Here is a 25,983-nt window from a genome sequence, read left to right as displayed (position 1 = left end):
GAAATGACGTAAAAAAAAGAGCCAATTTACATCTAGATGGCTTCAATCCCTTTATTTATGGGATGTTTTGAAATTTGTAAATCGTAAATTGTAAATTGGCTAAATAAAATTAAAAAATAAAGTTTTTTAAAGCCGATTTACATTTTCAATTTACGGAAGGAGATTTGTATGGTTGAAAAGGTTAAACAGATAAAAATAGATGAGGACTTATTTAGGATGATTTATCAGTATTTTATATATGGTCGTGAGGACGAAACGGAACTGATTAAGGCAGGTCTTAAAGATAAGATGGATAAGATGATTTTGAGAAACATTTATACAGAAAGCAAGACTGCCGAATCGGTAGAGGAAAGAGAAAATGCAAGAAAAGATTATCTTGACAGAAAGAAAATCCCGGAGGATTTCCGTTGGTAAATTTCTGCTTAATGTTAATGACCTGCAAGTGGCACTTGCAGGTGGTAGAGCAGACAAGTCGGAAATAATATATGCGGTAGCAACGGAAAAACTAAAGGAAAAAGAAAAGAGGATTAGCCCTCGGCGATTGAGAGCGAAATACACCCATCGCACAAAATCTTACGATTTTATGCTCTTAAGGGTTTGCATTTCGCCCTTGCAGGGGGCTTTTTATTTTACTTAAACATAAAGATTTAAAGAATAGGAGGAACAAACATATGGCAAGAAATTCATTTATTCAGATAAGCAAGTTAGGCAATTTAAAGGGGCGCATAGATTACATTACAAATCCCAAAAGGCAGGAAAATCTGTACGCAGTTTACAATACAACAGACGATACATTTTGGCATGAACTTGCAAGGTGTAATAGATTGGAATTTAAGAAAAGCGGAAGTGCCGGAAAGTGTATCGAATCAAGAGAACTGATTATTGCATTGCCTGAACCATTCTGCAACACGGACAAACAGAAAGTATTGAAAGATTTTACTGAGCTGTTTAGAAGAACTTACGGAGTAAACTGCATTGCAGCAATGCATCACAACAAGACAAAAACAAACTTACACATTCATTTGATATTTTCGGAAAGAGAGGAATTAAAAAACGACATAAAGAAAATTGCCACAAGAAACATGTTTTATGACGAAACAGGAAAGCATGTAAGGACCAAAAAGGAGATACTGGATGATAGTGGGAATGTGAGAAAAGGCTGTAACATCATAAGAAAAGGTCAGGTTTATGAGTACAACAGATTTTCAAAAAAGAAAGTGGAGTTTAAGGCAAGGTCATTTCTAAAGGGTGTGAAAACACTGTACACTGAGCACATTAATTCATTCTTAAATGATAAGGACAAACTGCAGGTGTTTAACAATAAAGATATTTATCTGCCAACAAAAAAGATTGGAAAGAATAATCCAAAAGCAGAGCAGATAAGAAGAAACAATCAGGTGAGAATGAGGTGGAACAGTACAGTTGATGAAGCACTGTTTTATCAGGTTCCAAGAAAACACATCAGAACCATTAAAGAGGAAAAGATACTTAAGAATGTAAATAAATTTGGAAAGACGGAAACAAAGACAGTTGGTGGATTAAGGAAAAACAAGTCATCAAGGGAAAGTGCAGGTGTAGGAATATTTGCCGGAGTTTTTGAAAAGGCTGTTGGAATGGCGTGTGATTGTTTAAAGGGACTGATTAAGATATTTAGAGGAGCAATTGCACCAAAGCCACCACAACCGGTTAAGGAGTACAAGCAATATGCAAAAAAGGTAGATGAATTATTGGAAAATCATAGAGTATTAAACAGAGTGCATATGGCAATAAGAGAGGCAAAATACCAAATGGACCGAAAAGAACACAGGATATTTGGAGGAAAGAAAAAGTTAAAGGATGAAATTGTACAGTTGGAAAAGCAGGAGAAAAAGGCAAGGAGTTTAGAGAGCAGATTGTTGAAAAAATTAAATGGTGACAGTGTGGATGAGGTTATAAGAAAATTTAATCGAATGAGAATGGAAATGGATGCGTATAAAAACTCTGTTGACAGGGCAGAGGATGCTAAAGAAATGCTGGAAGTAGAGGTGAAGGCATTTATGGAAGGTGAAAAAGAAAATAAAAAATATACAAAAGATAATTTTAAACATAAATAATTGTATTTTGTTATTTATAGAAAACAAAATATATACAAACTTGTTGTGTAAATGCTAAGTATATTTAAAATATTTAACAATTTAACAATTTAACAATCCATATTGAGAACTTGACTAATTTATGTAGAATAAGCTATGGTAGATTTGATAAGTTTTTATACAAAAAATATTTCCTTAAGATATTAAAGGCAAATGAGGGGGAAGAAGATGAAAAAAAGAGTATATAAAATAGTTATTTTCTTAATGATAATTGTATTGCTTTCTAGTGCAACTGGTTACTATTATTTTATTGAATGTCTTAATATATTAAAATTCACTCAAGTTTCAAATGAAACAAATATTACCCTATTTGACAAATATAATAATGGCGGAGAAAAAGTTAAAATTGCAATCCTAGATAGTGGAGTAAATTTAAACCATCGAGATTTTTCAGGCAATATAAAATCAGGCTATGATTTTATTAATAATCAGGAAAAGATTAGTGATAAGTATGGACACGGAACGTGGATTACGGGAATAATTGGTGCTTGTGATAACAACATAGGAATTTGTGGAGTCGCACCTAATGCGGAAATATACCCATTAATTGTGTTAGATGATATGGGCAAGGGGAAGATATCTGATGTCGTTGATGCAATATATTGGTGCATTAAAGAGAACATAGATATAATTAACGTTAGTTTTTCAACTAAAAAAAATGATAAAAATTTGGAAAAAGCAATTAGTGAAGCAATAAAAAAAGGAATTTTTGTAGTAGCAAGTTATGATAACAAAAAGAATAGAAGCAGTTATCCCGCTCAATACGAGAATGTTATAGGGGTAAAAGCAGAGAAAAAAGTTGACAAAATTTACATTAAAGAAGAGATTTGCTATGCACCTGGATATGACATTGTAACAACGAATAGGGAAGGGGGGTATGAAAAAGTTAATGGAAATTCGGTAGCCACTGCATATGTGACAGGATGTGTGGCGTTAATAGTGTCTGAGTACAAGGCAAATAAAGAAAACTATGATGTAAATATTATAAAAAAATTATTGGTAATTTAGGAGGCTTGAAAGAGAATGAAGAAGAAATTAAAAATGATTATATGTTGTGTAATGGTAGTTTGTTTAGTAACAAATCTATCTTATTCGAGGGCATATGCTTCAGATAATAAGACAGTGGAGGTTGATGGACATACCATAGATATTGTCGCAAACAATGATAATGAGGCAGTTGTGTCCACAGACATTGATGGTGTTACATATACTTTGTCTTTGGATAAAGAAGATGGAGATTTTACATTACTAGAAAAAGAATATCCTACAACTGTGTTGGGAGTTGGAGTGGGAATACCAGAAGAGAAAGAATATGATGTTGAAGTAAAAGACACGACAAATGATTGCATTGTAGCCGAGGCTGTAAATACAGAAGATGATTCGGATGCTGTGTCTGTATATCAAACAGAAGTGGTTGCACAGGCTGCCATGGTAATTGGAGTAGGACTTGGATGGGCCCTAGAAGCTTTATTGGAGGCCTTGTTATCTATTGTTGCATCTGTTGTTGTAGCGGGAATTGTGTATTATGCAGCAAAAAGTGTTGCTCGTACATTGAGCCGAAAGCAACCAAAAGTTCATTATTATATGGCATATTTAAGTTACGGTGATGATGTGTATATTGGACCAAAACTAAGCTCAAAATCAGCAGCTGCACGATATTTAGCAGTAGGAGGAAATGTGTTTGCAATTAGTTCGGGATATGCATATGATGCATGTAAATCTGCTAGTCCTATAAAAAAAGTATCGTCAAAGCAAAAACATTCGGGTGAAGGAAAAAATTATTATCATTATCATCCGATGATAAAGAATAAAGTGCAATCACATGCACACTGCTGGTTTATTTAAATGCTAGAATTTATTGCTATACTAACAATGATTATTGATCATGTGGGTATAATTTTTTACCCACATGATTTGATTTTTAGAATAATTGGTAGAATATCTTTTGTTATTTATGCGTATTTGCTTGCTGTTGGAGCCAAAAGAACAAGTAATAAAAAGAAATATTTATTGAGAATTTTGATATCGGCAATTATGTCGCAGTGGGTCTATTATAGTCTTATATCGCACGAATTAAATATATGTTTTACTTTATCAGCAGGACTATTAGTAATAATTATTTATGAGAGTAATATTTTAAGAACTAAGAGATATTTTCTGATAATGAGTGTTTTTGTGATAGCTATGGTTATAGGCTTTGATTATGGAGTATATGGAATTTGTGTAATTTTTGCGTTTTATTATTTTAGCAATAGACCGATGAAAGATATTGTTGTATCTCAGATAATTGTTTTAGCAATATCTTGTTACATATTTGGAATTTCTATGGTACAGTATGTTTCTTTGATTGCATTAATGTTTATTGCTTTTGTTCAAAATAAAAGCCCTAGATATACAAAAATTAGTTGGAGAATAAGATATGTTAATTATTTGATATATCCAATACACTTAATAATATTATTAGTTTTAAAAGAAGTAACTTTATCATAAAAAATCAACAAAAGTATTGAGTAGCAAATTGTTGTAACAAAAATTGTGGTATTAATAATCATATCGAAAAAACACATTAAAGTTAGGAGATAATTATGACTGAATATTATGTATTTGAAATAGAAAATACCAAGTATAAATTAATGTTAGATAAATTGTGCAATTTAAGTGATAGGTTCTGTTTAGTAGAGCCAATTGCGGACACAAAAGATTTTCCAGACGTCCTTCCAGAACCTAAAGGAGAATTGGAAAAGTTTCTAATTGAAAGAAAAAGAACATGTGTCTGGCCGGGAACAAAGATTAAAGTAAGAAGCAAAAACAAAGAGGCAATTCAACATTTTTATAAATGCTCAAAGACTAGTATAGATATATTGAAAAGGTATTCAGATTTCTTTCAGTATGAAGATCAGATGGACATTGCCTTCTTTGCAAAAGAAAACTGTGTTTTATATACAATATCACATGAAGAAATTATAGTGGTGGATATGAAATATTGGAATGACTTTTTTGAAAAAATAGAATGTAAATTAATTAAGAAAAATGTGTAATTGTGTTTAAGTTCTTAAAGAATAGGAAGGTTTGTAGAATATTGACTTATGACAATAAAATGACAATATTTTCGTCTTAAAGTATACGCAAAAAAATTAAAACAGTACAGAAATGAACTACTAAATACAATAAATATCCTGCTTTATAAAGGAGTAAATTTTTGTGAGTAGGAGTTTGAATAAGAGCTACAAGTCTTGGAACCCGCTAAACAAGCGGCTTCCGAGACTTTTTCTTTTGCTCTGCTACTAATTTGCTACTAATAGCAACTACTCTTTTTTCTATCGTCTTCATATGGTTATTATTAACTTTAATAGCAAGAAACCCTGATGACTGCGGGATTTCTTCTATATGATCTTTCTTTGTGGCATCTGGATGATTTTCCCTGATGCGGTATTTGGTGGTACTAACGCAGGTCCGAACTGAGGTCGGATTGTTACATCTGAGCCGTTGTTCTGAGTCTGAGATACTTCACAGGTGATACCTGCTGCTTCAAGCAGAGGGTTATCAGATGGTGGCTCTGGTGTTGACGAATCTGTTGCCTGCAATGATTCTAGACTATGCACAAGCTCCTGCTGTTTATGTGGAAACAGATGGGGGTATGTGTTAAGTGTTGTGGATCTTGTGGATTTCATAGGTGAGCAGGAAGAAAAGATCCAGCAGATTGAGGACAGACAGAAGGAGATATATATAGAAAGTTCTAGTCGAAAACGGAAGATTAACACAGAAGCACAATATAGGGAATATCAGATATGGCATGTGGAAGTGCAGGAAGAATTGGATAAGCTGAAGCAGGAAAAAAGGGAGCTTAAGAGGCAGATACAGCTTGCTGATGGCAGCATTATGAAGGAAGATTTGTATACGGCTTATTATGCGGTGTCAGAGGACGAGGAGATTGTTGCTGACAGGGATGTTGAGATACCGGGGATGGAAAAGGAGGTTGTGTCAGAGAAAAATGTGGCTGTTGAGTCGAAGACGAATGTTGAGGTAGTGAATCCAGACAATAATCAGAATGAAATAGGCAGACAAAAAGAGCAAACTGATAGTGCGATAAAACAACAGACTGATTTAGATGGCATAGGAATACCAGAGCCTCATAATTCGCCTGATGTGAATGTGACAAGAGTTGGCGAAAGTATGACTGATGTAACAGATAAAAATGAATTTGTGGAAACTAGAGAAACTGAACCTGTGGATAAAGTTGGTTGGATTGTCGGGAAAATATCAGAGATTGGTGGTTATGAGAATATCAGTGATTCTGTTAAGGCTGATATATTTGGATTCGGTATTGCTGATGTAAGTGGCAGCATAAGGTTGTTCTCGGATGTGATGAAAAAACCTGGAATAAAGCTGGATGGTGATGGGCTTTATGAGGAGTTTCAGAGGATTTATGATGAGAGTGTCGATAGAGATGCCTGTAAGGATAAGGCGGAAGATAAGATGTGGAATAGGGGCAGAGGAAGATGATTCCTCTGCTTATTCTATAAATATGGGTTAGATATAGTCAGATGTATAACAAATTGAAAAAATCAATTTAAGATTGAATCAAAATGATTCAAATGATATACTAAAAAAGTAATAAATAGTTGTGATGATACGAAAGGGATTAGCGATGGCAATCAGATACAACAGATTATGGAAAAAATTAATAGATGAAAATATGATGAAGATAGACCTTAGAGAAAAGGCTGGAATTACCACAAATGCTTTGGCTAAATTAGGAAAGAATGAGCATGTAAATACACAGGTTCTGGAAAAAATATGTAATGTATTGCATTGCAATATACAGGATATTATGGAATTTGTTCCAGACGAGGAAAGGGAAGAAAAATAATATGGCGAAGAAGAAAAATGTTGAAAAGGCATTAAACATAGATAGTATTTTATTTAATTGTAGAGATTATTTACGTGCAGCGCGTAACTCTGGTTCATTTTTTGAGAAAAGGGATATGATGCTTACACTTGTATTCTTAAGATTTATTGGTGAAAAGTATGAGGATGGTGTTGAAAAATTAAAGCAGACACTTAAAGAACAGGGATTAGACCCAGAGGATGAAAACATAAGAGCAGCATTTTTTGATGATGCTACTTTTGCAGATGGTACATATAATTTACCGCCAGAAGCCAGATGGTCAACAATTATCAATACACCTGCTCCTAAGTTAAATGTTGCATTAGATACAGCATTACAAAGACTTGAGGAAGAGGATCCACAATTAAAAGGATGTTTTGTAAAAGGTACATTTACAGCACGTAATCTAGCTGCGAATGATATAAAGAAGATTGTTGATGAAGTAAATAAAATTAGTCATAAAGCATTTGGGGAGGAAAAGGATCTTATCGGTCGTGTATATGAATATTTTCTTAAAGAGTTTGCGGTAAATGCTACAAAAGAGGAGGGAGAATTCTATACACCTCATGATGTAGTACAGCTTATTGCAACAATGATTGAGCCATATGATGGAACTTTATATGATCCTTGCTGTGGTTCAGGAGGAATGTTTATTCAGAGTGCTGAGTTGGTAAAATCAAAGCAGGGAAATCTAAATGGAATAAATGTGTATGGACAGGAAAAAGAACCGGCTACATATCGCCTTGCAAAAATGAATTTAGCACTGCGTGGAATTAGTCATAATCTTGGAGAGGAAGCAGATTCATCATTTACCCATGACTTGCACAAGGGGCTGTACTTTAATTATATTATGGCAAATCCACCTTTCAATCTTAAAGGTTGGTATAACGATAATTTAAAAAATGACCCTCGTTGGAATAATTACCAGACACCACCAGAAAGTAATGCAAATTATGCTTGGATTCTTCATATGCTTTCACATTTAAAACCGGCAGATGGAGTAGCAGGATTTCTTCTTGCAAATGGAGCATTAAATGATAGCGATACATTGGAAATCCGTAAGAAACTGATTCAGAATGACAAAGTGGAGGCAATTATAGTTCTTCCAAGAGAACTATTTATCACTACAGATATCAGCGTAACGCTTTGGATATTAAATCAGAATAAAAAAGGTGGAAACTATCACGACAGAAAACTTCGTAGTCGTGAGTACGAAATCTTGTTTATGGATTTGCGCCAATGGACAGAAAATCCAGTAAAGGGCGAGAGTAAAAAGAAAGTTCGTTTGGTTACAGAGCAGATTGAGAAGGCTGCTGCTATATACCATACGTGGCAATCTGAAGGTACCGATGGCGTAAATTATGAAATACCGGAACTTTATCGTAGTGTAGGTATTGACGAAATAGAAAGTAAAGGTTGGGCACTTACACCAAGCAAATATATTGAGTTTATTGACCATGATTTAGATATTGATTATGAAAAGGAAATGGCTCGTATTCAATCTGAGATGAAAGATATATTAAAGCAGGAAAAGAAATCCCAGCAGATGCTGGAAGAGGCATTTAGGGAGATTGGTTATGGAATTGACTAAATATAAAATTGGAGAATTGATAGAAATAGTTGATGAAAGAAATAATCTTGGTATAAGAGATTTTTATGGAATTAATATAAAAAAAGAGTTTATGCCGACAGTCGCAAATACTGAAGGATTAGATGAAACTAAGTATAAAGTGGTTAGAAAGAATCGTTTTGTTTATAGTGGCATGCAAACAGGCAGAGATGAGTGTATAAGGGTTAGTATGTATAATGGGGATGCTCCAATATTAGTGTCTCCAGCATATACAATGTTTGAAGTGATAGCAACGAATGTTGTTAATCCATTGTATTTCTTTATTAAATTTCTATCTAACGAAATGGATAGATATGGAGCGTTTTGTAGTGATGGAAGCATTCGTTCAAATCTTGATTGGGATGTGTTTTGTGATATTGAATTGGAATTACCACCTCTTTCAGTACAGCAAAAGTACATTGAAATTTATAATACTATGTATGAGAATCAGAAGAACTATGAATATTGTATGAGTGATTTAAAATTATCTTTTGAACTATTGATTGATATGTATAAACACAAATCGAAAAAGAAAAAGATGAGTGAAGTTTTTAAAGAAGTTGATTGTAGAAATATAAATAGTGAGATAAAAGACGTTCAAGGAATAAACATTACTAAACAATTTATGCCATCTGTTGCAAATATAAATGGGGTTGATTTATCTAAATATAAGATTGTAAGAAAGGGGCAATTTGTTTTTTCTGGAATGCAGACAGGAAGAGATAAATGTATTAGAATAGCACTTTTTGATAAAGATGAACCAGTAATCATTTCACCGGCATATACGGTCTTGGAAATAAAAGATAATAGTGTTTTGATGGAATATATAATGATGTGGTTTTTGCGTAAAGAAGTTGATCGACTAGGTTGGTTTATGAGTGACGGAAGTATACGAACAAATTTAGATATGGATCGTTTTTATGAAATTGAAATACCAGTACCGGATTTAAATGTTCAAAAATCAATTGTTCAAATATATAACGCATATAATGAACGCAGAGATATTAACGAAAAACTTAAAGAACAGATAAAAGATATTTGCCCAATACTAATTAAAGGTTCTATAGAAGAGGCGAGAAAAGCAAAGGAGGCATAAGCCTATGGCTAGATTAAAAGAATACAATGGTCATTATTGTGAATCAGAATACGAATATGCCTTTATTGGCTTTTTAGAAACAGAGGGATGGAAATATACTTCTGGAAATAAGCTTTCTCGTGTTACCAAAAGAGATGTGTTGATAGAGGATGATTTCAAGAAATTTATAGCAGATGGAAATCTTGATTTGACAGAAGATGAAGTGACACAGATTTATGATACTGTTCGTCTTGTGGGTGCAGAGAGTGATTTTGCAACATTGCATAAGGTATACAACTGGTTGGTGGATGGTATCCAATTTACTCCGAAAGATGGTATTGCAAGAATGATACCGCTGATTAACTTTGAAAAGGATGGTGTTAAGAATGTCTTTCGAGTGGTGAATCAGTTTACAGTAGAATATACAAATAATGGTCAAAAAGAGAACCGCAGACCGGATGTAATTCTTTTTGTGAATGGTATGCCATTATGTATTATGGAATTGAAGAACCCTGCTGATGCAAATGCGACTATTTATGATGCTTGGGAGCAGATTAATATTCGTTATTGGAGAGATATACCTCATTTGTTGCATTACTGTCCTTTAGCTTGTATTTCTGATGGAGTTAAAACCAGATTAGGAACAGTTCGCACACCATATGAACATTTTTATGCCTGGAGACGTGTTAATGATGGAGATGCTGTATCAACACTTCCATTTGCTGAAACAGAAACTATGATTAAGGGTGTTTATTCTCCTGAGCGTTTTTTGGAAATCTTTAGAGATTACATTTATTTTCAGGATAGTATTTATGATAGTGATGAAGTGGAAATTGTATGCCGTTATCCACAGTTTTTTGCTGCGAGGCTTCTGAAGCAAAGCATTGTAGATTCTGTTGTTACCAAGAGTGGAAGAGGCGGTACATATTTTGGGGCTACGGGGTGTGGTAAGACTTATACGATGGCATTTTTGGCACGTCAGTTGGCATTACGCTGTACAGATATCTCAGAGATAGGTTCTCCAACGATTATATTGATTGTCGATAGAGATGAATTGCAAAAACAGGGGGCGAAGCTTTTTACAAAGAGTACAGAATTCCTTAATCTTGGAGAGGTTTCTGTTGTTAAGAATAGAACACAACTAAGACAGGAACTTGGAGCAAGACAAAGTGGTGGATTCTACATATGCACTATTCAGAAGTTTTGTGATAGGGAAGATGACAAAATAGGTCTTATCAATGACAGACAGAATATTATATGCTTCTCTGATGAAGCACATAGAACTCAGCTTGAACATTCTAAAAAAATTCAATTCAGTAAAGATGCGGATGCGAATATGAAAGCTATGGTATCAAAGCCATATGCAAAGGTGTTAAAAGAGGCATTTCCACAGGCTACATTTGTAGGATTTACAGGAACACCTATTGCAGAAACATATCAGACTTTTGGTGATGAAATTGATAGATATACGATGGATCAGGCTGTTGCAGATGGACTTACTGTTTCTATTAAATATCATCCTCGTATTGCAAAAGTATTACTTGATAAAAACAAGGTAAAAGAGATTGAGGACTACTATAAAAAGTGTGCTGATGATGGTGCTACTTTTGAAGATGTCGAAGCAAGTAAGAAGGCAATGAGTTCTATGGAAATAATTCTTGGGGAACCTTCCAGATTAGAGCGCCTTGCTACAGATATTCATAATCATTATGTTTCAGCCTGTGATGCAGATCCAAATAGAATACAGAAAGCAATGGTGGTTTGTTCTAATAGAAAGATTGCTTATGCTTTATTGTCGAAATTTAAAGATAAGTATCCTGAATGGTTTGAAGAAAAGAAAGTGTCGGATGGTACTGATGTAACAGATGAAGAATTAAATGAATTGAAACCTATGCCACTTATTGCAATGGTATCTAGTGTTGGAAAAAATGATGAGCAGGATATGTATAACTATCTTGGTGGCGTTAAGAATGATAAACGTTCCGAAGAGTTAGATGCTGCTTTTAAGCAGGAAAAGTCAAATTTCCGTATAGTCATTGTTGTAGATATGTGGATTACTGGGTTTGATGTTCCGTGTCTCACATATTTATATAATGATAAACCATTAAAAAAGCATTTGTTAATACAGACCATAAGCCGTGTAAACAGAAAGTATCCGGGAAAAGAATATGGTATGGTGATTGATTATATTGGAATCCGTGATAATATGCGTGAAGCCATGAAATTATATGGTGGAAATACATCGGTTGCACCAACTTCTGATGATGTTGAGCAGGCTACATCGGTATTTAGGGAAGAATTGGAAGTGCTAAAAAATATGTTTATAGGCTATGATTTAACACCATTTATAAATATGGAATGCAATCCGATTGACCGATACAGGCTTCTTGCCAAAGCAGCAGAGTATGTTTTTGTATCAATTCAGGAGTTGCAGTCAGAAGGAAAAAATGGTCCTCAGACAGTATCTTTTAAAACATATTTTCTGAAGACTGTTAAACGTATGAGAATGGCATTTGATATATGTCAGCCTTCAGGGTATCTTGGAGAAGAAGAATCTGCTTTGGCACAATGCTTTATGGCAATAGCAGGTTTTGTCCGTAAAATGAGTGGGACAAGTGAAGTAGATACTGACAGTATGAATCGTGCAGTTTCTAAGATGGTGGAGGAAGCGTTAAAATATAATCAGGTTGAGAGTGTCCTTGAAAGTGGTGAGGAAGAAGATATCTTTTCACCAGAATATTTTGAAAAGCTATCCGATGTTAAGATGCCGGTGACTAAGCTAGAACTTCTTGTTAAAATGCTTCGTAAACAGATTAAGGAGTATGGGAAAGTTAACAGATTAGCTGCAAAGACATATCAGGAAATGTTGGAAAAGACTATTGCAGAATACCATGAGAGACGTAAACATCTTTCTGCGGAAGAAGCAGGTGAAGCACAGGAACAGGTTTCAGAAGATATTATTAAAATTGCAACAGAGCAGGCGTTAGCTATTCTTAGAGCAATGAATGAAAATAGAGAAAGCTTCCGAAAAATAGGACTTACTTTTGAGGAAAAGGTATTTTATGATATTTTGATTTCTATGCGTGACCAATATAATTTTGAGTATGGAACGGATAAAGAGGTTGATGGTATTGTAATCAATGATAAGTGCAAAAACTTGGCAATAAAGGTAAAGGAAATCATTGATACAAAATCTTCCTTTGCTGATTGGCTTAACAATCAAAATGTAAGAGACCAGTTGAAATTGGAAATAAAGATTTGTCTAGTTAAGAATGGTTATCCACCACAATATAGCCCGGAAGTATTTAAGAAAGTTATGGAGCATGTGGAGAATTTTGAGGAACATTCAGATGTATCCGCTTCAATTAAAGAGTACAAAGGCTCTAATAGACATATATATGATTATATTTCAGAAAATAGTATGTTGCGAGTTGCTGAGGAGTCTATTCCATATGGATATAAAAAGTAGTATTATACTATTATCAAGTGACAGATTAATAATAGCTTTTGCCTTATAGAAATAGCTATAAGGGTTTTACGTATTCTATGTCAAGAATATTCTTGACCAGAATTAATAGCATACAGTTGATGATATTAAGAATTATATTGTCCATTGTATGACCTCCTATTACCAGTGAATTAAAGTAGCTGTTAATAATATTATACAATACATCGTATTTGGAGGATGGTAGAGTTCCTTGCGAAAGCAAGGTCCAATTGATTTTAATGCTTACTGATATTTGATATCTACCGGTCGTTAATCAGTAAGCTTTTAGGAGAAAAAATGAGCAAACAAATATACAAAGATAAATTCTATACTCACTTTGATAAAAAGAAATACCATACTAACTATGAGCAAAGTGTTCAAAATATTAATTGGGTTAGTAGGCACGGTTTTTATCCGTTTATCCACTTTCAAATGGATTGCAGCAAATACACAAACGATTTAGAAGGAAATAAGTTTATTAAAGAAAAAAATCGGGATATATACTATGCAGCACACATTGACAGATTTATTTATGAGTACTATGGAAATCGTCTTAATAGCAAATATAATAATTATATTAAGTCAAAAGGAATAGGTCGTGTTTCAACAGCATATAGAAACTGCTCACCAGGAAAATGCAATATTGATTTTGCAAAAGAAGTGTTTGAGTATATTGCTAAATGTGAATCAGCTTATATTTTTGTTGGTGATTTTAGTAAATTTTTTGATAATCTTGATCATAGATATTTAAAGGAAAAAATTAAATGTGTGGTTGGTGAAAAGTCGTTGGATGTAGCTGATTATGCAATTTATAAGAATATTACAAAGTTTACATATGTTGAAGCTGATGATATAGAGGCTGAAAAAGGGTTATTTAGAAGAGATATGCGTGAGTTGGATAAATATTTTGAGACAGATGAATTTCATGATTTTAAAAAGAAGCATCTTCATAAAAATAGTAAAGATTATCAGATTCCGCAAGGTTCATCTATAAGTGCTGTATATGCTAATGTATATATGATAGATTTTGATAAAAGAATTAATGATTTTATTACTTCTCAGAAAGGAATATATAGAAGGTATTGTGATGATATAATAGTTGTTATTCCGATGACCCGTAACGAGATAAATTGTGGAAGAAATGAGAAAATTTCAAAATTTATATATGATACCAGAGAAGGTATTCCTAATTTAAAATTAAATGAGGATAAAACAGAGCATTTTTTTTACAATAATGGGGAAATAGAAAAAATAAAGGGGCAAAGTAACCTTATAAATTATCTTGGATTTACATTTGATGGTAGAATTGTTCATATAAGGGATAAAAGTTTATTTAAGTTTTATTGTAGAGCATATAGAAAAATTAAAAGAATTAAAGAGAACACGGATGAAAAATCGTTTAATGCTGGAAAGAAAGCAATTTATCATTCGTATACACATTTAGGGGCAAGTAAGTATTCTAAGGATCATGGGAATTTCTTAACATATGCATATAAAGCGGATGAGATATTTAGTCAAAGTAAGGTGCTTGAGAGTGGTATTCGGAATCAGGTGAAAAGACATTGGTACAAAATTGATAGCAAATTGAAGGAGTAATATCAATGATAAACGTCTATACAGAAAAAAAGAATTTAAAGGATTGGATATTTCAGAATGACCTATATTTTAACCTGAATACAGGCAATGAAGAGATGTCACAAAAAGAAATTGATTTGATTCAACAAGTGGATGCGGCTAAGCTGACGCCAGACAAGCATATAGAAACAAAATATGGCTTGGGTACAATTCGAAATTTATCATCAGGTTGCAAGACATTACTTAATATTATAAAGCATCCTGATAAAGTGGTAAATGTTGAGGAATGTGGACCGAATGTACTTAGAATACTTTTTACTATGGATAATATTAAGATTTATATGTCAAGACCAACGCTTTTTGATATTCCAGATGATGCCAAAATCAGATTTAATGATTCTGATATAGTTATCGGTGGCAGAGGTTATAATGCATGGTGGAGTAATGAATATGAAAGGAGAGAGGCAGATGATTTATAAAAATGTTAGATTCAAAGCTGATCCATTTTCATACGATTTGGAATTTGATGACAGAATTACACTTGTTGGTGGAGACAGTGGTACCGGGAAAACAGTACTTTATGAAATGCTTGAAGATATAAGATTGACAGACGAATACAAGGCTATCAAGCTGTTTAATTATAAATCAGATGATTTTTTAGTGGCAATCAAACAGTGCAGAGATAGTTTTATTGTGATAGATAATGCAGATTGTTTGATTAATGATGATGTTAGGAGATTTATTAATTTTGAGTTATCAAATCAGTATATGCTCTTCTTGCGAAATTGTGACGGACTTAATGTGTCTGATAAGAGCTTTAAGGTGTTGAAGTTTGATAATAATAGGATAACACTAGAAGAGGAGTTGTGATATGAGATATTTATGGACAGAGGATACTGGTGCAGGACTTCACTTCTGGAAATTAGTTAATCGGATTTTCTCTGACAATGAACTTGTAGTTGAGAGTAAAGGGAGCAATCAGGGATTATTGGATGCATTAATAGACTTGGATATTAAAGATGACGATAAATACTATATTGCATTTGATTATGTGGTTGACAATCAAGACATTCGCAATAAGTATCGTATGTTGAAATCAATAACAGATAAGTCGGAAGGAAAGATTGTAATTCTGGATATGATTTGTTTTGAGTACCTGATTCTTGCATTTGATAAGTTGGTAGAATGGACAGGCACTGGAAAGACCGATAAAATAAAAATCCGTGATAAAGTTTTGGCGGCAGTTGAGAATCACAGAATAGATTTATCAAGGATTGATGATAAGAAAACATTACAGTACATAGCTGGATTTAAGAGATATTCTACAGAACGTGTGATGAAGTCATTGGTTGGTGAATTTACACAAAATGAAAAGTGGTCTGTTAAAGGGACTCTTATGGGTGAATGCTGGTATAAAGATTGTTGTGTGTCAGAGCATACGGATAATGTTAGGTGTGGTAAGCCTGAGGTTGAAGGTGGGGATGAGAAGATGAGGATGCTGATACGGTCAGAGGAAGTACAAGATGTGATTAGCAAGGTTATTGCCTGAATAATATGCACTTTATATAAAATAAAAGTTTAAGGCTGAAAAAGTATAAATAAAATTGATAGCATATTTGGGTAAATAATGTAAGAATAAATATTAATTTTACAAGAATGATGTTACTATAAATTGTATATCCTATTTAAAAAGAGTTTGGAGGATATATGATTTGAAGAAAGGAAAAAATATGAAATTATATATTCGTGTTGAAAATAATTTTATTAATTATGTAGATGTTGAGGAAAATAATGTTTGCAATGAAGAAGTTGAAGCCAATTCATTAGATGAAATGTTTATAGAACTGGAAAAACTAGGGAATATAGATGAAGAAACCGAAAATAAAATAAGTGAATTGTTTGAAAGCGAAGTTAATAAAGAGTCTTTAACTTCCTATAATATTAAACATTGGGTTAGTAATAGATCATTTGGCGAATTAATTGATATGTTTAATTGTGGAGAAATAAAAAAACCTGCTATGCAAAGGGAATTTATATGGGATGCTCAAAAGAGTTCTAGATTAATTGAGTCAATTATTTTAGGACTTCCAATTCCACCATTATTTTTATTGGAAGTAGGAAATAATGAATATGAATTAATAGATGGTTTTCAAAGACTTACAACTGTTACAAACTATGTTAATGGAGAACCGTGGAATGCAGTTGAGGAAGGAAAAAAGAAGAGAAAGTCAAAACTATCAGGTAAAATAATGGAAGAACTTGTTGGAAAAAGTTTTGATCAGTTAGAACCAGAATATCAAAGAATTATAAAGAGAAGTACTATACCTTTAATAGAATTTAGGCAAATTGGACCGAACGATTACAGTTCTAAATACTTAATATTTGAGAGAATAAATACTGGATCTGTCAAACTAAATTCTATGCAGATAAGAAAATCGCTTGCATATGGTGAATTTATAAATGCACTTTATGAGACGGCAGATTCGTGTAAAGAATTAAAAAGTTTGTTCTCAAATAATGCAATAAAAAAGGATGCTCATGTGGAAGCTCTTCTTAGAGTTATTGTAATGTCAGATGTTTTTTATAGAGGATATAAGTTTGAAAAATCTGGAATTAATAATATTTTGAATAGTTATTGTGAGGATAACAAGAATAAGTTAATAAGTAAAAACTATATAAAAGACTTATCAAGTGCAATAAAAATGATGTATTCAATATTTGGAAAAAGCAAAAATATTTTTAGAAAGGTAGAAAAAATAAATGAAGATGAATTGGGGTTTGTTGGAAATCTAAATGTTAGTATACTTGAGGCGATGTTGGGAGTTATAATAGAGAAAAAAATTTCATTAACAGATATTGATCCGGAAGTTATAAAAAATCAGTATTTAAATACAATGTATAGTATATTGGAAAAATCTTTTAAGAGAGAAGAAGAAAATCCATTTAGCATAAGTACAGGAACATTACAGTCAATAAGAAAAAGATTTGAAATATGTGAGGGAATATTAGGATACAGATAATATGAAAATATATGACTTTGATGTAGAAGATGAAATTCAGAAAAATGAGATTGCCCTGCAAAATGTTGAACTCATAAAAAATAGTTTTGCTGATCATACAGCAGAATATAGAAAATTTTCTCGAGAAGTTAATGTTGAATTTTCAGCATTGAGCGATTGTATTGATGCATATGAAAGGGCATTACTGATTGGTGTATATACTTATGCAGAACAACTTGTAAAAAATTTTTATTATGAATTACTTGAAAAAGATAGAACTGAAAATTTATATGCTAGAAATTTCATTAATAAAAAATTGGATATTGAGAAGTTTTCTCCAAATGTAAGCTATATTGTTTTGGAAAAAAGTATAAGAGATGAATTGTGCGATAGTTTTAAATTTATTATCAATAAAAATAGAGATGAAATTTCAAAATATGATGATCTTATCAGAAATAGACATAGATATGCCCATAGGGGTGTGTTTCAATCGAGTGTAGAACAGTATAGAGATGTTATTAATGCAGAAAAATATATTAGTACAGAACTATCGATGATTATAGCCAATGGTAAAGAATATAGAATTGAGTATCAAAATGGTTGGACTGAAATTTGCAGTTTGATTAAAGAGTGTTATGGATTAGTTGGTAAATATAAAAGCAATAAAAATAAAGAGTTAAAGGATAAACTTAATACTAAAATAAAAACATTACGCAATGCTTCTAGACAATTTATAAAAAAATATTCACAGGTGATTGAAAAATGTGTGCTACTAGAAAATGTTCGAATGCAGTTAATTAAGTTGAATAATATTGATTTAAGATCAAAAGATTCATTTTTAGTTATTGATGATTTGAATCAGATTGTGTATGAAAGCAAGCTAGTTACATCGAAATAAATAATCGGAAATCAGTTTTATAAAAATGAATCCGATTATAAAATAATTACATAGATATTATGATAGTGAATGATTTCTGCATTTCAAGCAGTTGCAGATACAGAGCATTGGTACCACAAAACTTTTTCTTGCAGAAATATTGCCTGGAGATTATAATTTCCATAGGTGGACAAGCAAGCCAGCAGAAAATTATTCTGTGAGTAGTAAAAGAAACCTGCAAGCCACCTGAACTACACACAATAATGAAAAAATGCAATGGTACTGGATTGGTACTAAAAATATGTGAAACGAAAAATAATGTGTGGAAAAGGTATGAGCTATCAATACAAAATAGTATAGATAACTACATTGAAATAATCTGAATCAAACCAGACTTTGCGAGTTTGAATAATGCAAATTTTGCATCACAGTGCTTGTGGACTGGAGGGATTAACATGACCAGTAATTGGTATTGTATGCCTTGTATACAGGGAATTGGATTCGCATACACAAAGAGTTGGACAACGGTTGTGGAACAAAGAAAGTATGTAAAAAAATACTTTAGTAATAAATCATTTAAAATTGTAAAAAAAAGTAACAAAACAACAAATGAAAAATTATATAAATAGATTTCATCCAAAAGTTGGTGATATGATATATTTTTATTCCAGTAAAAAGAAACGTTATTCTCATACAGCCATAATTTCTTCGGTAACAGCAGATAAAATTAATTATGCTGCACATTCAGACAGTCATTTTAATAAGGACCTTCGAGAACCGTTACAAGGGGATTATTACGATCATGTTGAGATATGCCACATAAAGGAGAGAGGAAGTTTGTATGAATAAAAAAAAGATAATATGTGTTACGTTATTAATAATATCAATAATAACAATAGTTATTGTATATCCTGTAAGATTTTTCTATTTAGATCAAATAGGAGATATTTTTACTAAAACAATTTTGACTGAAAATTGTAATAGCAAATATATTTCTGAAGAAGATAGTAAAAAAATCCTAAATAACATATATTGGGATGATAAAAATCACATAGTAAAATCAGTAGAATGTTCATATGACAATGAAAACTGGATTAATAAACATGTTAAAGTAGCTGTTTATCTTGAGACTAGTGAAGGGAAGAAAGAAGTATATTATAAATGTTATTTCAAAATTGTTGGAGTCAATATATATATTACACAAATTGGAATTTATTTAGATGAAGAAGGGAGTGTGACAGATTTAGATTAAATTTAATTTAATTTAATCTAAAATATATAATCTACATAAATATGACTTTATTATGAAAAGAACCTGCAGGGAGATGTGACAGGTCTGCTTGATGACGGGGGAGCAGAAATCGCTTCATATACATATGATGCATGGGGAAATGTCATCACAGATACAGAAAAGAGTTTTTGTTATGAAGGATATGAGGTCCCCTTTGAGTTAAATCATGTATTGTACAGAGGATACTACTATGACGGAAGCTTCACTGATACTGAAAGCGATACAAATCTTTATTATCTGCAGAGCAGATATTACGATGCAGAGGTGGGAAGATTTATAAATGCAGATGATGTCAGTGTATTAGAAATAGAAAGTGATAGTGTGTATAAAGATAATTTGTATTGCTATTGTAATGGAAATCCGGTTAATAATATAGATCCAACAGGAAAATGGTTTTTTAGAGCTGCAATTGCAGCTGCTAGTGGAGTGATATTTGGAGCACTTGCATATTCTATAGGAAAAAAATGCGGATTAAATGGAAAAAAACTAACTGCTTTTACTGTCGCGTGTGTAGCATTTGGGGTTGTGGTTGGTATGATATGGGGAGTTCGTATAATAAATGCAATTAATAAAGCATTAAAGCCAGTATTATACTTTTTCAGAAGTAATGGGGTGTATATGGGAATAAAAGTTATGAGTAAAGTACAGTTTGAAATACATACCACACATCATAATAAACCGATACATTTCGTAGTAAGATGATTTACAAATGGTAGAAATTATTTTAAGGAGTGGTGGTTAGGAAAATGATAGATATTTGCGTTGTAAAAAGAATGTTATCTGAAAAGTATAAAATATGTAATAATAAATCGAAGTTATGCATTACGCAGAACATAGAAGTGGAATTCCTAGAAGATGAAATCGTAATAATGTGTTGGAATTTTGAATATATTTATTTTTCCTTTGACTATCGTAGTGAGCAGGAAATGTTTGAAATTATAGATTCTTTCATTGAAACACTTCTAGATAGACCAGTTAAAATAAAAGAATATTATTACAAGAATATATTATACCAGAGAACATTGAATCAACAAGATGGGAAAGGCACTTGGAAAAAAATAGGAAGTTCAAAAAAATTTGTTATTATTTTTAAGAGAAAAAATATAAAAATAGTTGAAAAAACATTCAATGAATTTGAAAATGTTTAATATATTTTTATAGACATTAAAAGAACTTAATGAAATAAAATCTGACTTATGTTATAATACTTCCGTGGCAACATTATGGCAACACGAAATCAGAAGGATAATACAAATAATATAGTATAGGTAAATAAACAGATAAAAACACACAAAACATAAACAAATATGTTTAAGTTAAACTTAATACAAGCCGAGTTTGAGTAGACACTACAATCCCACAATGCCTTTATTTATAGGCACTGTGGGGTGTTTTTATATTAATGTGATTCTATTTTGATTCTATTTACAGGAAAACAGTAATAATTGGAGAATAATTGCATGGATAGAGATACATTTAAACTAATACATAGTGAATTGATACAGCAAGTACAATGTATTGAGTTTAATCTAAGAAGAACCTATGCCGCAATGCATGAGGGGAATTTTGATGATAATTTTAATAGATTAGAAAAAAGCAATCTTGGAAAAATAGCTAGAGAATTAGAAAATTTAGATTATAGTGATGATCGTCCAGAATTGTCTGACGATGATTATGATTTGATTGATGATATTAGAGAAATAAGGAATTACTGGTGCCATCAGTGTTATCTGGATTTTGTATATATAAATAATAATAGAGAAAGCGAAAGACAATTTCAAAAAATTGCACAGAGACTTCAAAGAGACGAGAATAGAACCTATGAGTTATTTGTAAAATCAGAGAAAATATTTTTCTATATTTGGAAAAAGTATAGGGATTAGTTTTTCATTTAGAAGGAAAAATGTATAAAGAAGAAATTGATAGATGTAATACTTTGGACCAACTATTTAAAGTTTGGAAAAAAGCCCAAATTGACGAATGTGATGAGTCTTTTAAAAAAACATATTTTAATTATGATGTTAGTAGGAAATATATCTTTTCTAAAGATGGTTTTCTTGGCAATGAGGATAAGGCTAAGGTTTTATTTGTTTGCAGGGAGCCACATATTTATGATACGGAAAAAAGTAAAGATGAGAAGAATGGTAAATTCTTTTGGGTAAAGGAATGTGCTGTGAAAAATAAAAGTACGGAGTACTATAACCTTCCAATTAAATGTTTGGAAGATTTGAAATTGAAATCAACTATTGATGAATGTGCATATATAAATATAAACAAACGGGGTGGAGATAGTACGTGTGACATGAATAGGCTTAAAACGTATGCTGAAACGTATAGAGATTTTATTGTAAAAGAAGTTGAAATAATTAACCCAGAGATAGTTATTTTCTTAGGAAAACTCGATAATAGTATTTATGAAATTGTGAAAGAGGGATGTGCCGACAATACAACTTATTACTTGTATCCTCGTCATCCTTCTATGTATTGGAAAAAATTGGTACCAGAGAGACTTGACATATAACAAAACGGAGCAGTCGCACTGCTCCCTGGGAGGCTGTCCTTTTTGCTATGTTAAGTTTAATTAATCTCTGAATTATAGTTTTTGTGAAAAAAAGTTGCATAAAAAATAATTGATGATATAATAATGATAAGTAAAGAAGAAAAGTGACTTGGAGGAATGAGCCATGATTATAGAGATAAGAGCAAAAAACTGTTATGCATTTGAGGATGACATTACATTTTCGATGAAAGCAGATATGCGAAATAAAAAATTTGGAGCAAATGTTCACAAAGAGAATAATTTTAATGTCCTTAAAACGGTAGGAATATATGGACCAAACAATGCCGGTAAAACATGTCTAATCAAGTGCATTAGGGCAATAAGAAATGTACTTTTAAATAAGAAGAATGGACTGATGCCAAATATATTTACTGATAGTGATGTATGCGAGTTAGGTGTTACATTTATGGCATCTGGAAGAAAGTTTTCTTATGATTTTAAGTATGATTCAGAAAAAGAAGAATATATATATGAGTCATTTTCGGAGATATTTAAAGATCAGTACAACAACGAAAAGGAAGTTTGTTGGTTAAAAAAAGATACTGTTAGTGAAATATATGAGTGTATTGATGAAGCTGTTCAGAATATGATTTCAGTTGTATCGAAGAATAATTTGCTATGCTATGTGGTAGATACAAGCAAATTCGAACATATCAATGAGATGAAGCAGATTCTTGTCGGATTTGCAGAAAAAATTGATATCATCAATATGAATAACATACCTATGCAGCACACGATTGAACTTATGAAAAATAAGAATCAGTTACAGCAAAAGGTTGTTGAGTTCATAAAAAATGCTGACTTATATATGGATAATTTTGAATATGTGGATATGGATAAGATACAGCTGAAAACTGGTGAAGGTGACGAAAAGCCAGATGAGAAAGTGCTTGATATTCCGGAGAACATTATGGATCAAATCAGATTGGTTTCTACTTATAAGGGAGTCCATGTGCCAAGTATGATGTTTGACTCCACAGGAACAAAGAAGATTGCAGCTATTGCCAGCTATGTAATTGAAGCACTTGAACAAGGCAGGATTTTAGTCGTGGATGAGTTGGATAGCAGTATTCATTTTAAGCTTACCAGGGCGATTGTTGCGATGTTTAATAATGAATTAAATACAAGTGCACAGATGATATTTACAGTACATGATATAAATCTTATGGATTGCAAGCGAATGTTTCGAAAGGAGCAGATTTGGTTTGTTCATAAGGATGAAGAAGGTGTGTATGTATATTCACTTGCAGATTTTACAGCACAGCAGGGCGTACGAGATACGACAGATGTTATGGAAAAATATCGGAAAGGTGCGCTTGGAGCTTTGCCTGATCCTGAATTGATTAACTCATTGCTTAGTATTAAAAGTGGTGTAAAGGGGGATGATGCCGATGCCAAATAAGCTCCCTAAGTTTTTGGATAACCATAAAATCTGTATTATCTGTGAAGGTAATGAGGAATATGAGTATCTAAATCGATTAAAAAATTTAAAAGTATGGAATGAGCAATATGATATTTCATTGGTCAATGCTGGTGGAAATGGAAATATCCCGGCGAGGTATCAGGACCGATATCAAAATGGGGCAGATGAACTTGTGCTTGTGTTCTGTGATACGGAAAAGAAACCTCACGAGCAGTATGAGGACATTAAACGCAAAATTAATGAGTTTCATGGTGTGGATAGTGCTGCGAATGAAGTGATTATATTTGGTAATCCATGTACGATGCAGATTATATCTAAACATTGGACCGATGAAAATCTGAAATCTCCAGCAAAACCAGTGAATGCTCCCTTGATAAAGGAATATACCGGGGTGGAGAATTACAAAGGAAGAGCAGACCAGATTCAAAAAGTTATGGAACATGTTACTGCGGAGAATTACAAAGATATGAGTCGACGAGTGAAAAAATTGGAGACAATCGATACAATTACAGGAGGTAGCAATTTCGGAAGGTTTATAGAGTTGTTTGAAGGAGGTGATGTCGGATGGATATATGAGATAAATAATAGAATTGAAGTATAAAGTCGGTAGTAAAATTAATGTTAAAGCAATAAATATTAAATTGTGTTATGAAAGGAAGATAAAAGATGGCAGATAATTTTAAGTTACCAGGTTCTTCATATGAAGAAATAATAAAAATAATTAAGGCATATTCAAGTGGAAAAGAAGGGCAAGCTCAACCATTAGATGCAATTGCCCAAGCATCAGGAATTGATAGGACAATTGTTAGCCGAAATAATGGCTTCTTATTACAAATGCAATTGTTGATGGAGGGCGCTAAGAAAACACCTACTAGTGAGTGCTTTTCTTTAGGAAGGGCATATTCTCTAAATATAAGAGAAGAAGTACAAAAAATATGGAAAATGTTGATTGAAAATAATGAGTTTCTCACAAGAATGATGTCTGCTATTAAGATTAGAAATGGTATGGATAAGACAGCACTCATTAATCATATTTTGTATTCAGCGGGGTCGACTACAAGTGCATCAAAAGTTGGTGCAAATACAATTATAGAAATTTTTAAGGATGCAGGAATGGTTAGGGAAGAAGATGGAAAAATCTTGGCCGTTGAAAAAGAAAATGTTATTGATACAAATGAAGAAATAGAACAAAATAATCAAATTAAAGACACCGAGCAAATTGTAAAAATATATGATGATAAGAAGATAAAAAATGGCACTGTTGTAAATATAAATATAAATATCGATGCATCGGTTGATCAGTTAGATGAACTTAGTGAAAAAATCAAGCAATTATTAAATTCAATCAATGAATAGAGAGTAGGTGGAATTATGCAATATGAAATAGTTCTTACCACAGCTGAGGATATTGTTAGTGTTGTTGACGCTGCTTTGGCAGGAAAAGATATTTGTGATATACAATATATTAGTGAATTCGCAGATATATCAGAACAACAGGCACAGAATGCGATAAAAATGGCTGTTAATATGGAACTCTTGTATTTTGATAGTATTTCACAATCGTATAAAAGTGATTCATTACTATCACATTTGCTGGTTTCTGCACGAAATGATTTACAAAAGGCCACAATTATGAGGTTTATATTAGAGCAATATAAACCGTTTAAATCATTTAAGGATAGATATATATTTACACAATCGATAGATTTGGCTTGTAAGCAATTGAAAGTCTTATATGGTATGACAACAACATATAGGGATATTAAGAATACAATTACTAATATAGCTACGTATGCTAAGGCGATGATAAGTGATGGCGCTAATCAATTTGTTTTGAATGATGACCAAGTGACGTATCTGGAAATTTTAGATGTTGTGTTAAGATCTAAAGCAAATGATGATAATGCTTTGAAAACGTTATTGGGAGAAAGCACATATAATTACATAGATGCCGATAAAGTGTATACTATAGCAATAGGTAAGGATTTGATATTATCTCCACCTTTTCCCCTGCTCTACACCGTACGTGAGACTTTCGCCTCATACGGCGTGCCATCATACATTTGC

General features: G+C 32.4%; 28 protein-coding genes. All 28 read left to right on the top strand.

What is annotated here, in order from left to right; all coding sequences use genetic code 11:
* Window positions 1-168: 168 nt before the first annotated feature.
* The gene (locus tag ACZM4J_RS05545; protein ID WP_117908223.1) at window positions 169-414 is read left to right on the top strand and encodes a complexin-2; all 246 of its coding nucleotides are present in this window, start codon (window positions 169-171) and stop codon (window positions 412-414) included.
* Between the two features lie 257 nt (window positions 415-671).
* The gene (locus ACZM4J_RS05540) at window positions 672-2,093 is read left to right on the top strand and encodes a MobA/MobL family protein (RefSeq protein WP_302630538.1); all 1,422 of its coding nucleotides are present in this window, start codon (window positions 672-674) and stop codon (window positions 2,091-2,093) included.
* Between the two features lie 207 nt (window positions 2,094-2,300).
* Window positions 2,301-3,140, top strand: a complete 840-nt coding sequence (locus ACZM4J_RS05535; RefSeq protein ID WP_302630539.1) for a S8 family peptidase — start codon at window positions 2,301-2,303, stop codon at window positions 3,138-3,140.
* 15 nt (window positions 3,141-3,155) lie between these two features.
* Entirely contained in the window at window positions 3,156-3,977 is an 822-nt protein-coding gene (locus ACZM4J_RS05530; protein WP_489485744.1) for a hypothetical protein, read from the top strand.
* Complete coding sequence (locus ACZM4J_RS05525) at window positions 3,978-4,622, top strand: TraX family protein (RefSeq protein WP_428245152.1); 645 nt, start codon at window positions 3,978-3,980, stop codon at window positions 4,620-4,622.
* Window positions 4,623-4,717: 95 nt separating this feature from the next.
* Window positions 4,718-5,170, top strand: coding sequence for a hypothetical protein (locus tag ACZM4J_RS05520; RefSeq protein ID WP_302630542.1), 453 nt, complete (start codon window positions 4,718-4,720; stop codon window positions 5,168-5,170).
* Window positions 5,171-5,645: 475 nt separating this feature from the next.
* On the top strand, window positions 5,646-6,635 hold the full coding sequence (locus ACZM4J_RS05515; RefSeq protein WP_489485742.1) for a hypothetical protein: 990 nt from the start codon (window positions 5,646-5,648) through the stop codon (window positions 6,633-6,635).
* 145 nt (window positions 6,636-6,780) lie between these two features.
* Window positions 6,781-7,002: a helix-turn-helix domain-containing protein gene (locus ACZM4J_RS05510; protein WP_118351286.1), complete on the top strand. Its 222-nt coding sequence runs from the start codon at window positions 6,781-6,783 to the stop codon at window positions 7,000-7,002.
* A 1-nt stretch (window position 7,003) separates the two neighbouring features.
* Complete coding sequence (locus tag ACZM4J_RS05505) at window positions 7,004-8,611, top strand: N-6 DNA methylase (protein ID WP_428245155.1); 1,608 nt, start codon at window positions 7,004-7,006, stop codon at window positions 8,609-8,611.
* A complete protein-coding gene (locus ACZM4J_RS05500; RefSeq protein ID WP_428245156.1) occupies window positions 8,598-9,725 on the top strand; it encodes a restriction endonuclease subunit S in 1,128 nt (375 codons plus the stop codon). Before ACZM4J_RS05505 ends, ACZM4J_RS05500 begins: the two co-directional genes overlap by 14 nt.
* 4 nt (window positions 9,726-9,729) lie before the next feature.
* Window positions 9,730-13,173: a type I restriction endonuclease subunit R gene (locus ACZM4J_RS05495; protein WP_428245157.1), complete on the top strand. Its 3,444-nt coding sequence runs from the start codon at window positions 9,730-9,732 to the stop codon at window positions 13,171-13,173.
* Between the two features lie 315 nt (window positions 13,174-13,488).
* Window positions 13,489-14,787 carry a reverse transcriptase domain-containing protein gene (locus tag ACZM4J_RS05490; RefSeq protein WP_428245158.1) on the top strand — a complete coding sequence of 433 codons (1,299 nt, stop codon included), beginning with the start codon at window positions 13,489-13,491 and terminating at the stop codon, window positions 14,785-14,787.
* Window positions 14,788-14,792: 5 nt separating this feature from the next.
* Entirely contained in the window at window positions 14,793-15,245 is a 453-nt protein-coding gene (locus tag ACZM4J_RS05485) for a DUF4869 domain-containing protein (protein WP_118667086.1), read from the top strand.
* A complete protein-coding gene (locus ACZM4J_RS05480) occupies window positions 15,235-15,636 on the top strand; it encodes an ATPase (protein ID WP_118351276.1) in 402 nt (133 codons plus the stop codon). The genes ACZM4J_RS05485 and ACZM4J_RS05480 overlap by 11 nt, the downstream gene beginning before the upstream one ends.
* A 1-nt stretch (window position 15,637) precedes the next feature.
* On the top strand, window positions 15,638-16,315 hold the full coding sequence (locus ACZM4J_RS05475; RefSeq protein WP_428245159.1) for a hypothetical protein: 678 nt from the start codon (window positions 15,638-15,640) through the stop codon (window positions 16,313-16,315).
* A gap of 163 nt (window positions 16,316-16,478) precedes the next feature.
* A complete protein-coding gene (locus ACZM4J_RS05470) occupies window positions 16,479-17,786 on the top strand; it encodes a DUF262 domain-containing protein (RefSeq protein ID WP_118351272.1) in 1,308 nt (435 codons plus the stop codon).
* A gap of 1 nt (window position 17,787) precedes the next feature.
* Complete coding sequence (locus tag ACZM4J_RS05465) at window positions 17,788-18,663, top strand: hypothetical protein (RefSeq protein WP_428245160.1); 876 nt, start codon at window positions 17,788-17,790, stop codon at window positions 18,661-18,663.
* 383 nt (window positions 18,664-19,046) lie between these two features.
* The gene (locus ACZM4J_RS05460; RefSeq protein WP_489485737.1) at window positions 19,047-19,271 is read left to right on the top strand and encodes a hypothetical protein; all 225 of its coding nucleotides are present in this window, start codon (window positions 19,047-19,049) and stop codon (window positions 19,269-19,271) included.
* Window positions 19,252-19,491, top strand: coding sequence for a CHAP domain-containing protein (locus ACZM4J_RS05455; protein ID WP_489485736.1), 240 nt, complete (start codon window positions 19,252-19,254; stop codon window positions 19,489-19,491). The genes ACZM4J_RS05460 and ACZM4J_RS05455 overlap by 20 nt, the downstream gene beginning before the upstream one ends.
* Entirely contained in the window at window positions 19,484-19,894 is a 411-nt protein-coding gene (locus tag ACZM4J_RS05450) for a hypothetical protein (RefSeq protein ID WP_428245162.1), read from the top strand. Before ACZM4J_RS05455 ends, ACZM4J_RS05450 begins: the two co-directional genes overlap by 8 nt.
* 75 nt (window positions 19,895-19,969) lie before the next feature.
* A complete protein-coding gene (locus ACZM4J_RS05445) occupies window positions 19,970-20,635 on the top strand; it encodes an RHS repeat-associated core domain-containing protein (RefSeq protein WP_428245163.1) in 666 nt (221 codons plus the stop codon).
* 44 nt (window positions 20,636-20,679) lie between these two features.
* The gene (locus ACZM4J_RS05440; protein ID WP_302690130.1) at window positions 20,680-21,081 is read left to right on the top strand and encodes a hypothetical protein; all 402 of its coding nucleotides are present in this window, start codon (window positions 20,680-20,682) and stop codon (window positions 21,079-21,081) included.
* A gap of 312 nt (window positions 21,082-21,393) precedes the next feature.
* On the top strand, window positions 21,394-21,816 hold the full coding sequence (locus tag ACZM4J_RS05435; RefSeq protein ID WP_428245164.1) for a hypothetical protein: 423 nt from the start codon (window positions 21,394-21,396) through the stop codon (window positions 21,814-21,816).
* A 20-nt stretch (window positions 21,817-21,836) separates the two neighbouring features.
* A complete protein-coding gene (locus ACZM4J_RS05430) occupies window positions 21,837-22,454 on the top strand; it encodes a hypothetical protein (RefSeq protein ID WP_412654189.1) in 618 nt (205 codons plus the stop codon).
* A 163-nt stretch (window positions 22,455-22,617) separates the two neighbouring features.
* Window positions 22,618-23,895, top strand: a complete 1,278-nt coding sequence (locus ACZM4J_RS05425) for an AAA family ATPase (RefSeq protein ID WP_428245165.1) — start codon at window positions 22,618-22,620, stop codon at window positions 23,893-23,895.
* On the top strand, window positions 23,885-24,517 hold the full coding sequence (locus tag ACZM4J_RS05420; RefSeq protein ID WP_428245166.1) for a hypothetical protein: 633 nt from the start codon (window positions 23,885-23,887) through the stop codon (window positions 24,515-24,517). The genes ACZM4J_RS05425 and ACZM4J_RS05420 overlap by 11 nt, the downstream gene beginning before the upstream one ends.
* A 65-nt stretch (window positions 24,518-24,582) precedes the next feature.
* On the top strand, window positions 24,583-25,272 hold the full coding sequence (locus tag ACZM4J_RS05415) for a hypothetical protein (RefSeq protein WP_428245167.1): 690 nt from the start codon (window positions 24,583-24,585) through the stop codon (window positions 25,270-25,272).
* Window positions 25,273-25,287: 15 nt separating this feature from the next.
* A partial coding sequence (locus ACZM4J_RS05410; protein ID WP_489485732.1) for a hypothetical protein occupies window positions 25,288-25,983 on the top strand: 696 nt, incomplete at its 3' end.

It is taken from the genome of Eubacterium sp., assembly GCF_057858645.1.
The sequence above is the reverse complement of the archived record's forward strand: the minus strand, read 5'-3'. Positions and strand labels throughout refer to the sequence as shown.

Bases quoted from the DNA above. Each gene is read 5' to 3' on its own strand.
- ACZM4J_RS05465 (WP_428245160.1), top strand. From the start codon at position 17,788: ATGAAAATATATGACTTTGATGTAGAAGATGAAATTCAGAAAAATGAG.
- ACZM4J_RS05455 (WP_489485736.1), top strand. From the start codon at position 19,252: ATGAAAAATTATATAAATAGATTTCATCCAAAAGTTGGTGATATGATA.
- ACZM4J_RS05540 (WP_302630538.1), top strand. From the start codon at position 672: ATGGCAAGAAATTCATTTATTCAGATAAGCAAGTTAGGCAATTTAAAG.
- ACZM4J_RS05490 (WP_428245158.1), top strand. From the start codon at position 13,489: ATGAGCAAACAAATATACAAAGATAAATTCTATACTCACTTTGATAAA.
- ACZM4J_RS05440 (WP_302690130.1), top strand. From the start codon at position 20,680: ATGATAGATATTTGCGTTGTAAAAAGAATGTTATCTGAAAAGTATAAA.
- ACZM4J_RS05495 (WP_428245157.1), top strand. From the start codon at position 9,730: ATGGCTAGATTAAAAGAATACAATGGTCATTATTGTGAATCAGAATAC.
- ACZM4J_RS05520 (WP_302630542.1), top strand. From the start codon at position 4,718: ATGACTGAATATTATGTATTTGAAATAGAAAATACCAAGTATAAATTA.
- ACZM4J_RS05420 (WP_428245166.1), top strand. From the start codon at position 23,885: ATGCCAAATAAGCTCCCTAAGTTTTTGGATAACCATAAAATCTGTATT.
- ACZM4J_RS05485 (WP_118667086.1), top strand. From the start codon at position 14,793: ATGATAAACGTCTATACAGAAAAAAAGAATTTAAAGGATTGGATATTT.
- ACZM4J_RS05425 (WP_428245165.1), top strand. From the start codon at position 22,618: ATGATTATAGAGATAAGAGCAAAAAACTGTTATGCATTTGAGGATGAC.
- ACZM4J_RS05500 (WP_428245156.1), top strand. From the start codon at position 8,598: ATGGAATTGACTAAATATAAAATTGGAGAATTGATAGAAATAGTTGAT.
- ACZM4J_RS05475 (WP_428245159.1), top strand. From the start codon at position 15,638: ATGAGATATTTATGGACAGAGGATACTGGTGCAGGACTTCACTTCTGG.
- ACZM4J_RS05530 (WP_489485744.1), top strand. From the start codon at position 3,156: ATGAAGAAGAAATTAAAAATGATTATATGTTGTGTAATGGTAGTTTGT.
- ACZM4J_RS05435 (WP_428245164.1), top strand. From the start codon at position 21,394: ATGGATAGAGATACATTTAAACTAATACATAGTGAATTGATACAGCAA.
- ACZM4J_RS05505 (WP_428245155.1), top strand. From the start codon at position 7,004: ATGGCGAAGAAGAAAAATGTTGAAAAGGCATTAAACATAGATAGTATT.
- ACZM4J_RS05525 (WP_428245152.1), top strand. From the start codon at position 3,978: ATGCTAGAATTTATTGCTATACTAACAATGATTATTGATCATGTGGGT.
- ACZM4J_RS05480 (WP_118351276.1), top strand. From the start codon at position 15,235: ATGATTTATAAAAATGTTAGATTCAAAGCTGATCCATTTTCATACGAT.
- ACZM4J_RS05510 (WP_118351286.1), top strand. From the start codon at position 6,781: ATGGCAATCAGATACAACAGATTATGGAAAAAATTAATAGATGAAAAT.
- ACZM4J_RS05450 (WP_428245162.1), top strand. From the start codon at position 19,484: ATGAATAAAAAAAAGATAATATGTGTTACGTTATTAATAATATCAATA.
- ACZM4J_RS05545 (WP_117908223.1), top strand. From the start codon at position 169: ATGGTTGAAAAGGTTAAACAGATAAAAATAGATGAGGACTTATTTAGG.
- ACZM4J_RS05535 (WP_302630539.1), top strand. From the start codon at position 2,301: ATGAAAAAAAGAGTATATAAAATAGTTATTTTCTTAATGATAATTGTA.
- ACZM4J_RS05415 (WP_428245167.1), top strand. From the start codon at position 24,583: ATGGCAGATAATTTTAAGTTACCAGGTTCTTCATATGAAGAAATAATA.
- ACZM4J_RS05430 (WP_412654189.1), top strand. From the start codon at position 21,837: ATGTATAAAGAAGAAATTGATAGATGTAATACTTTGGACCAACTATTT.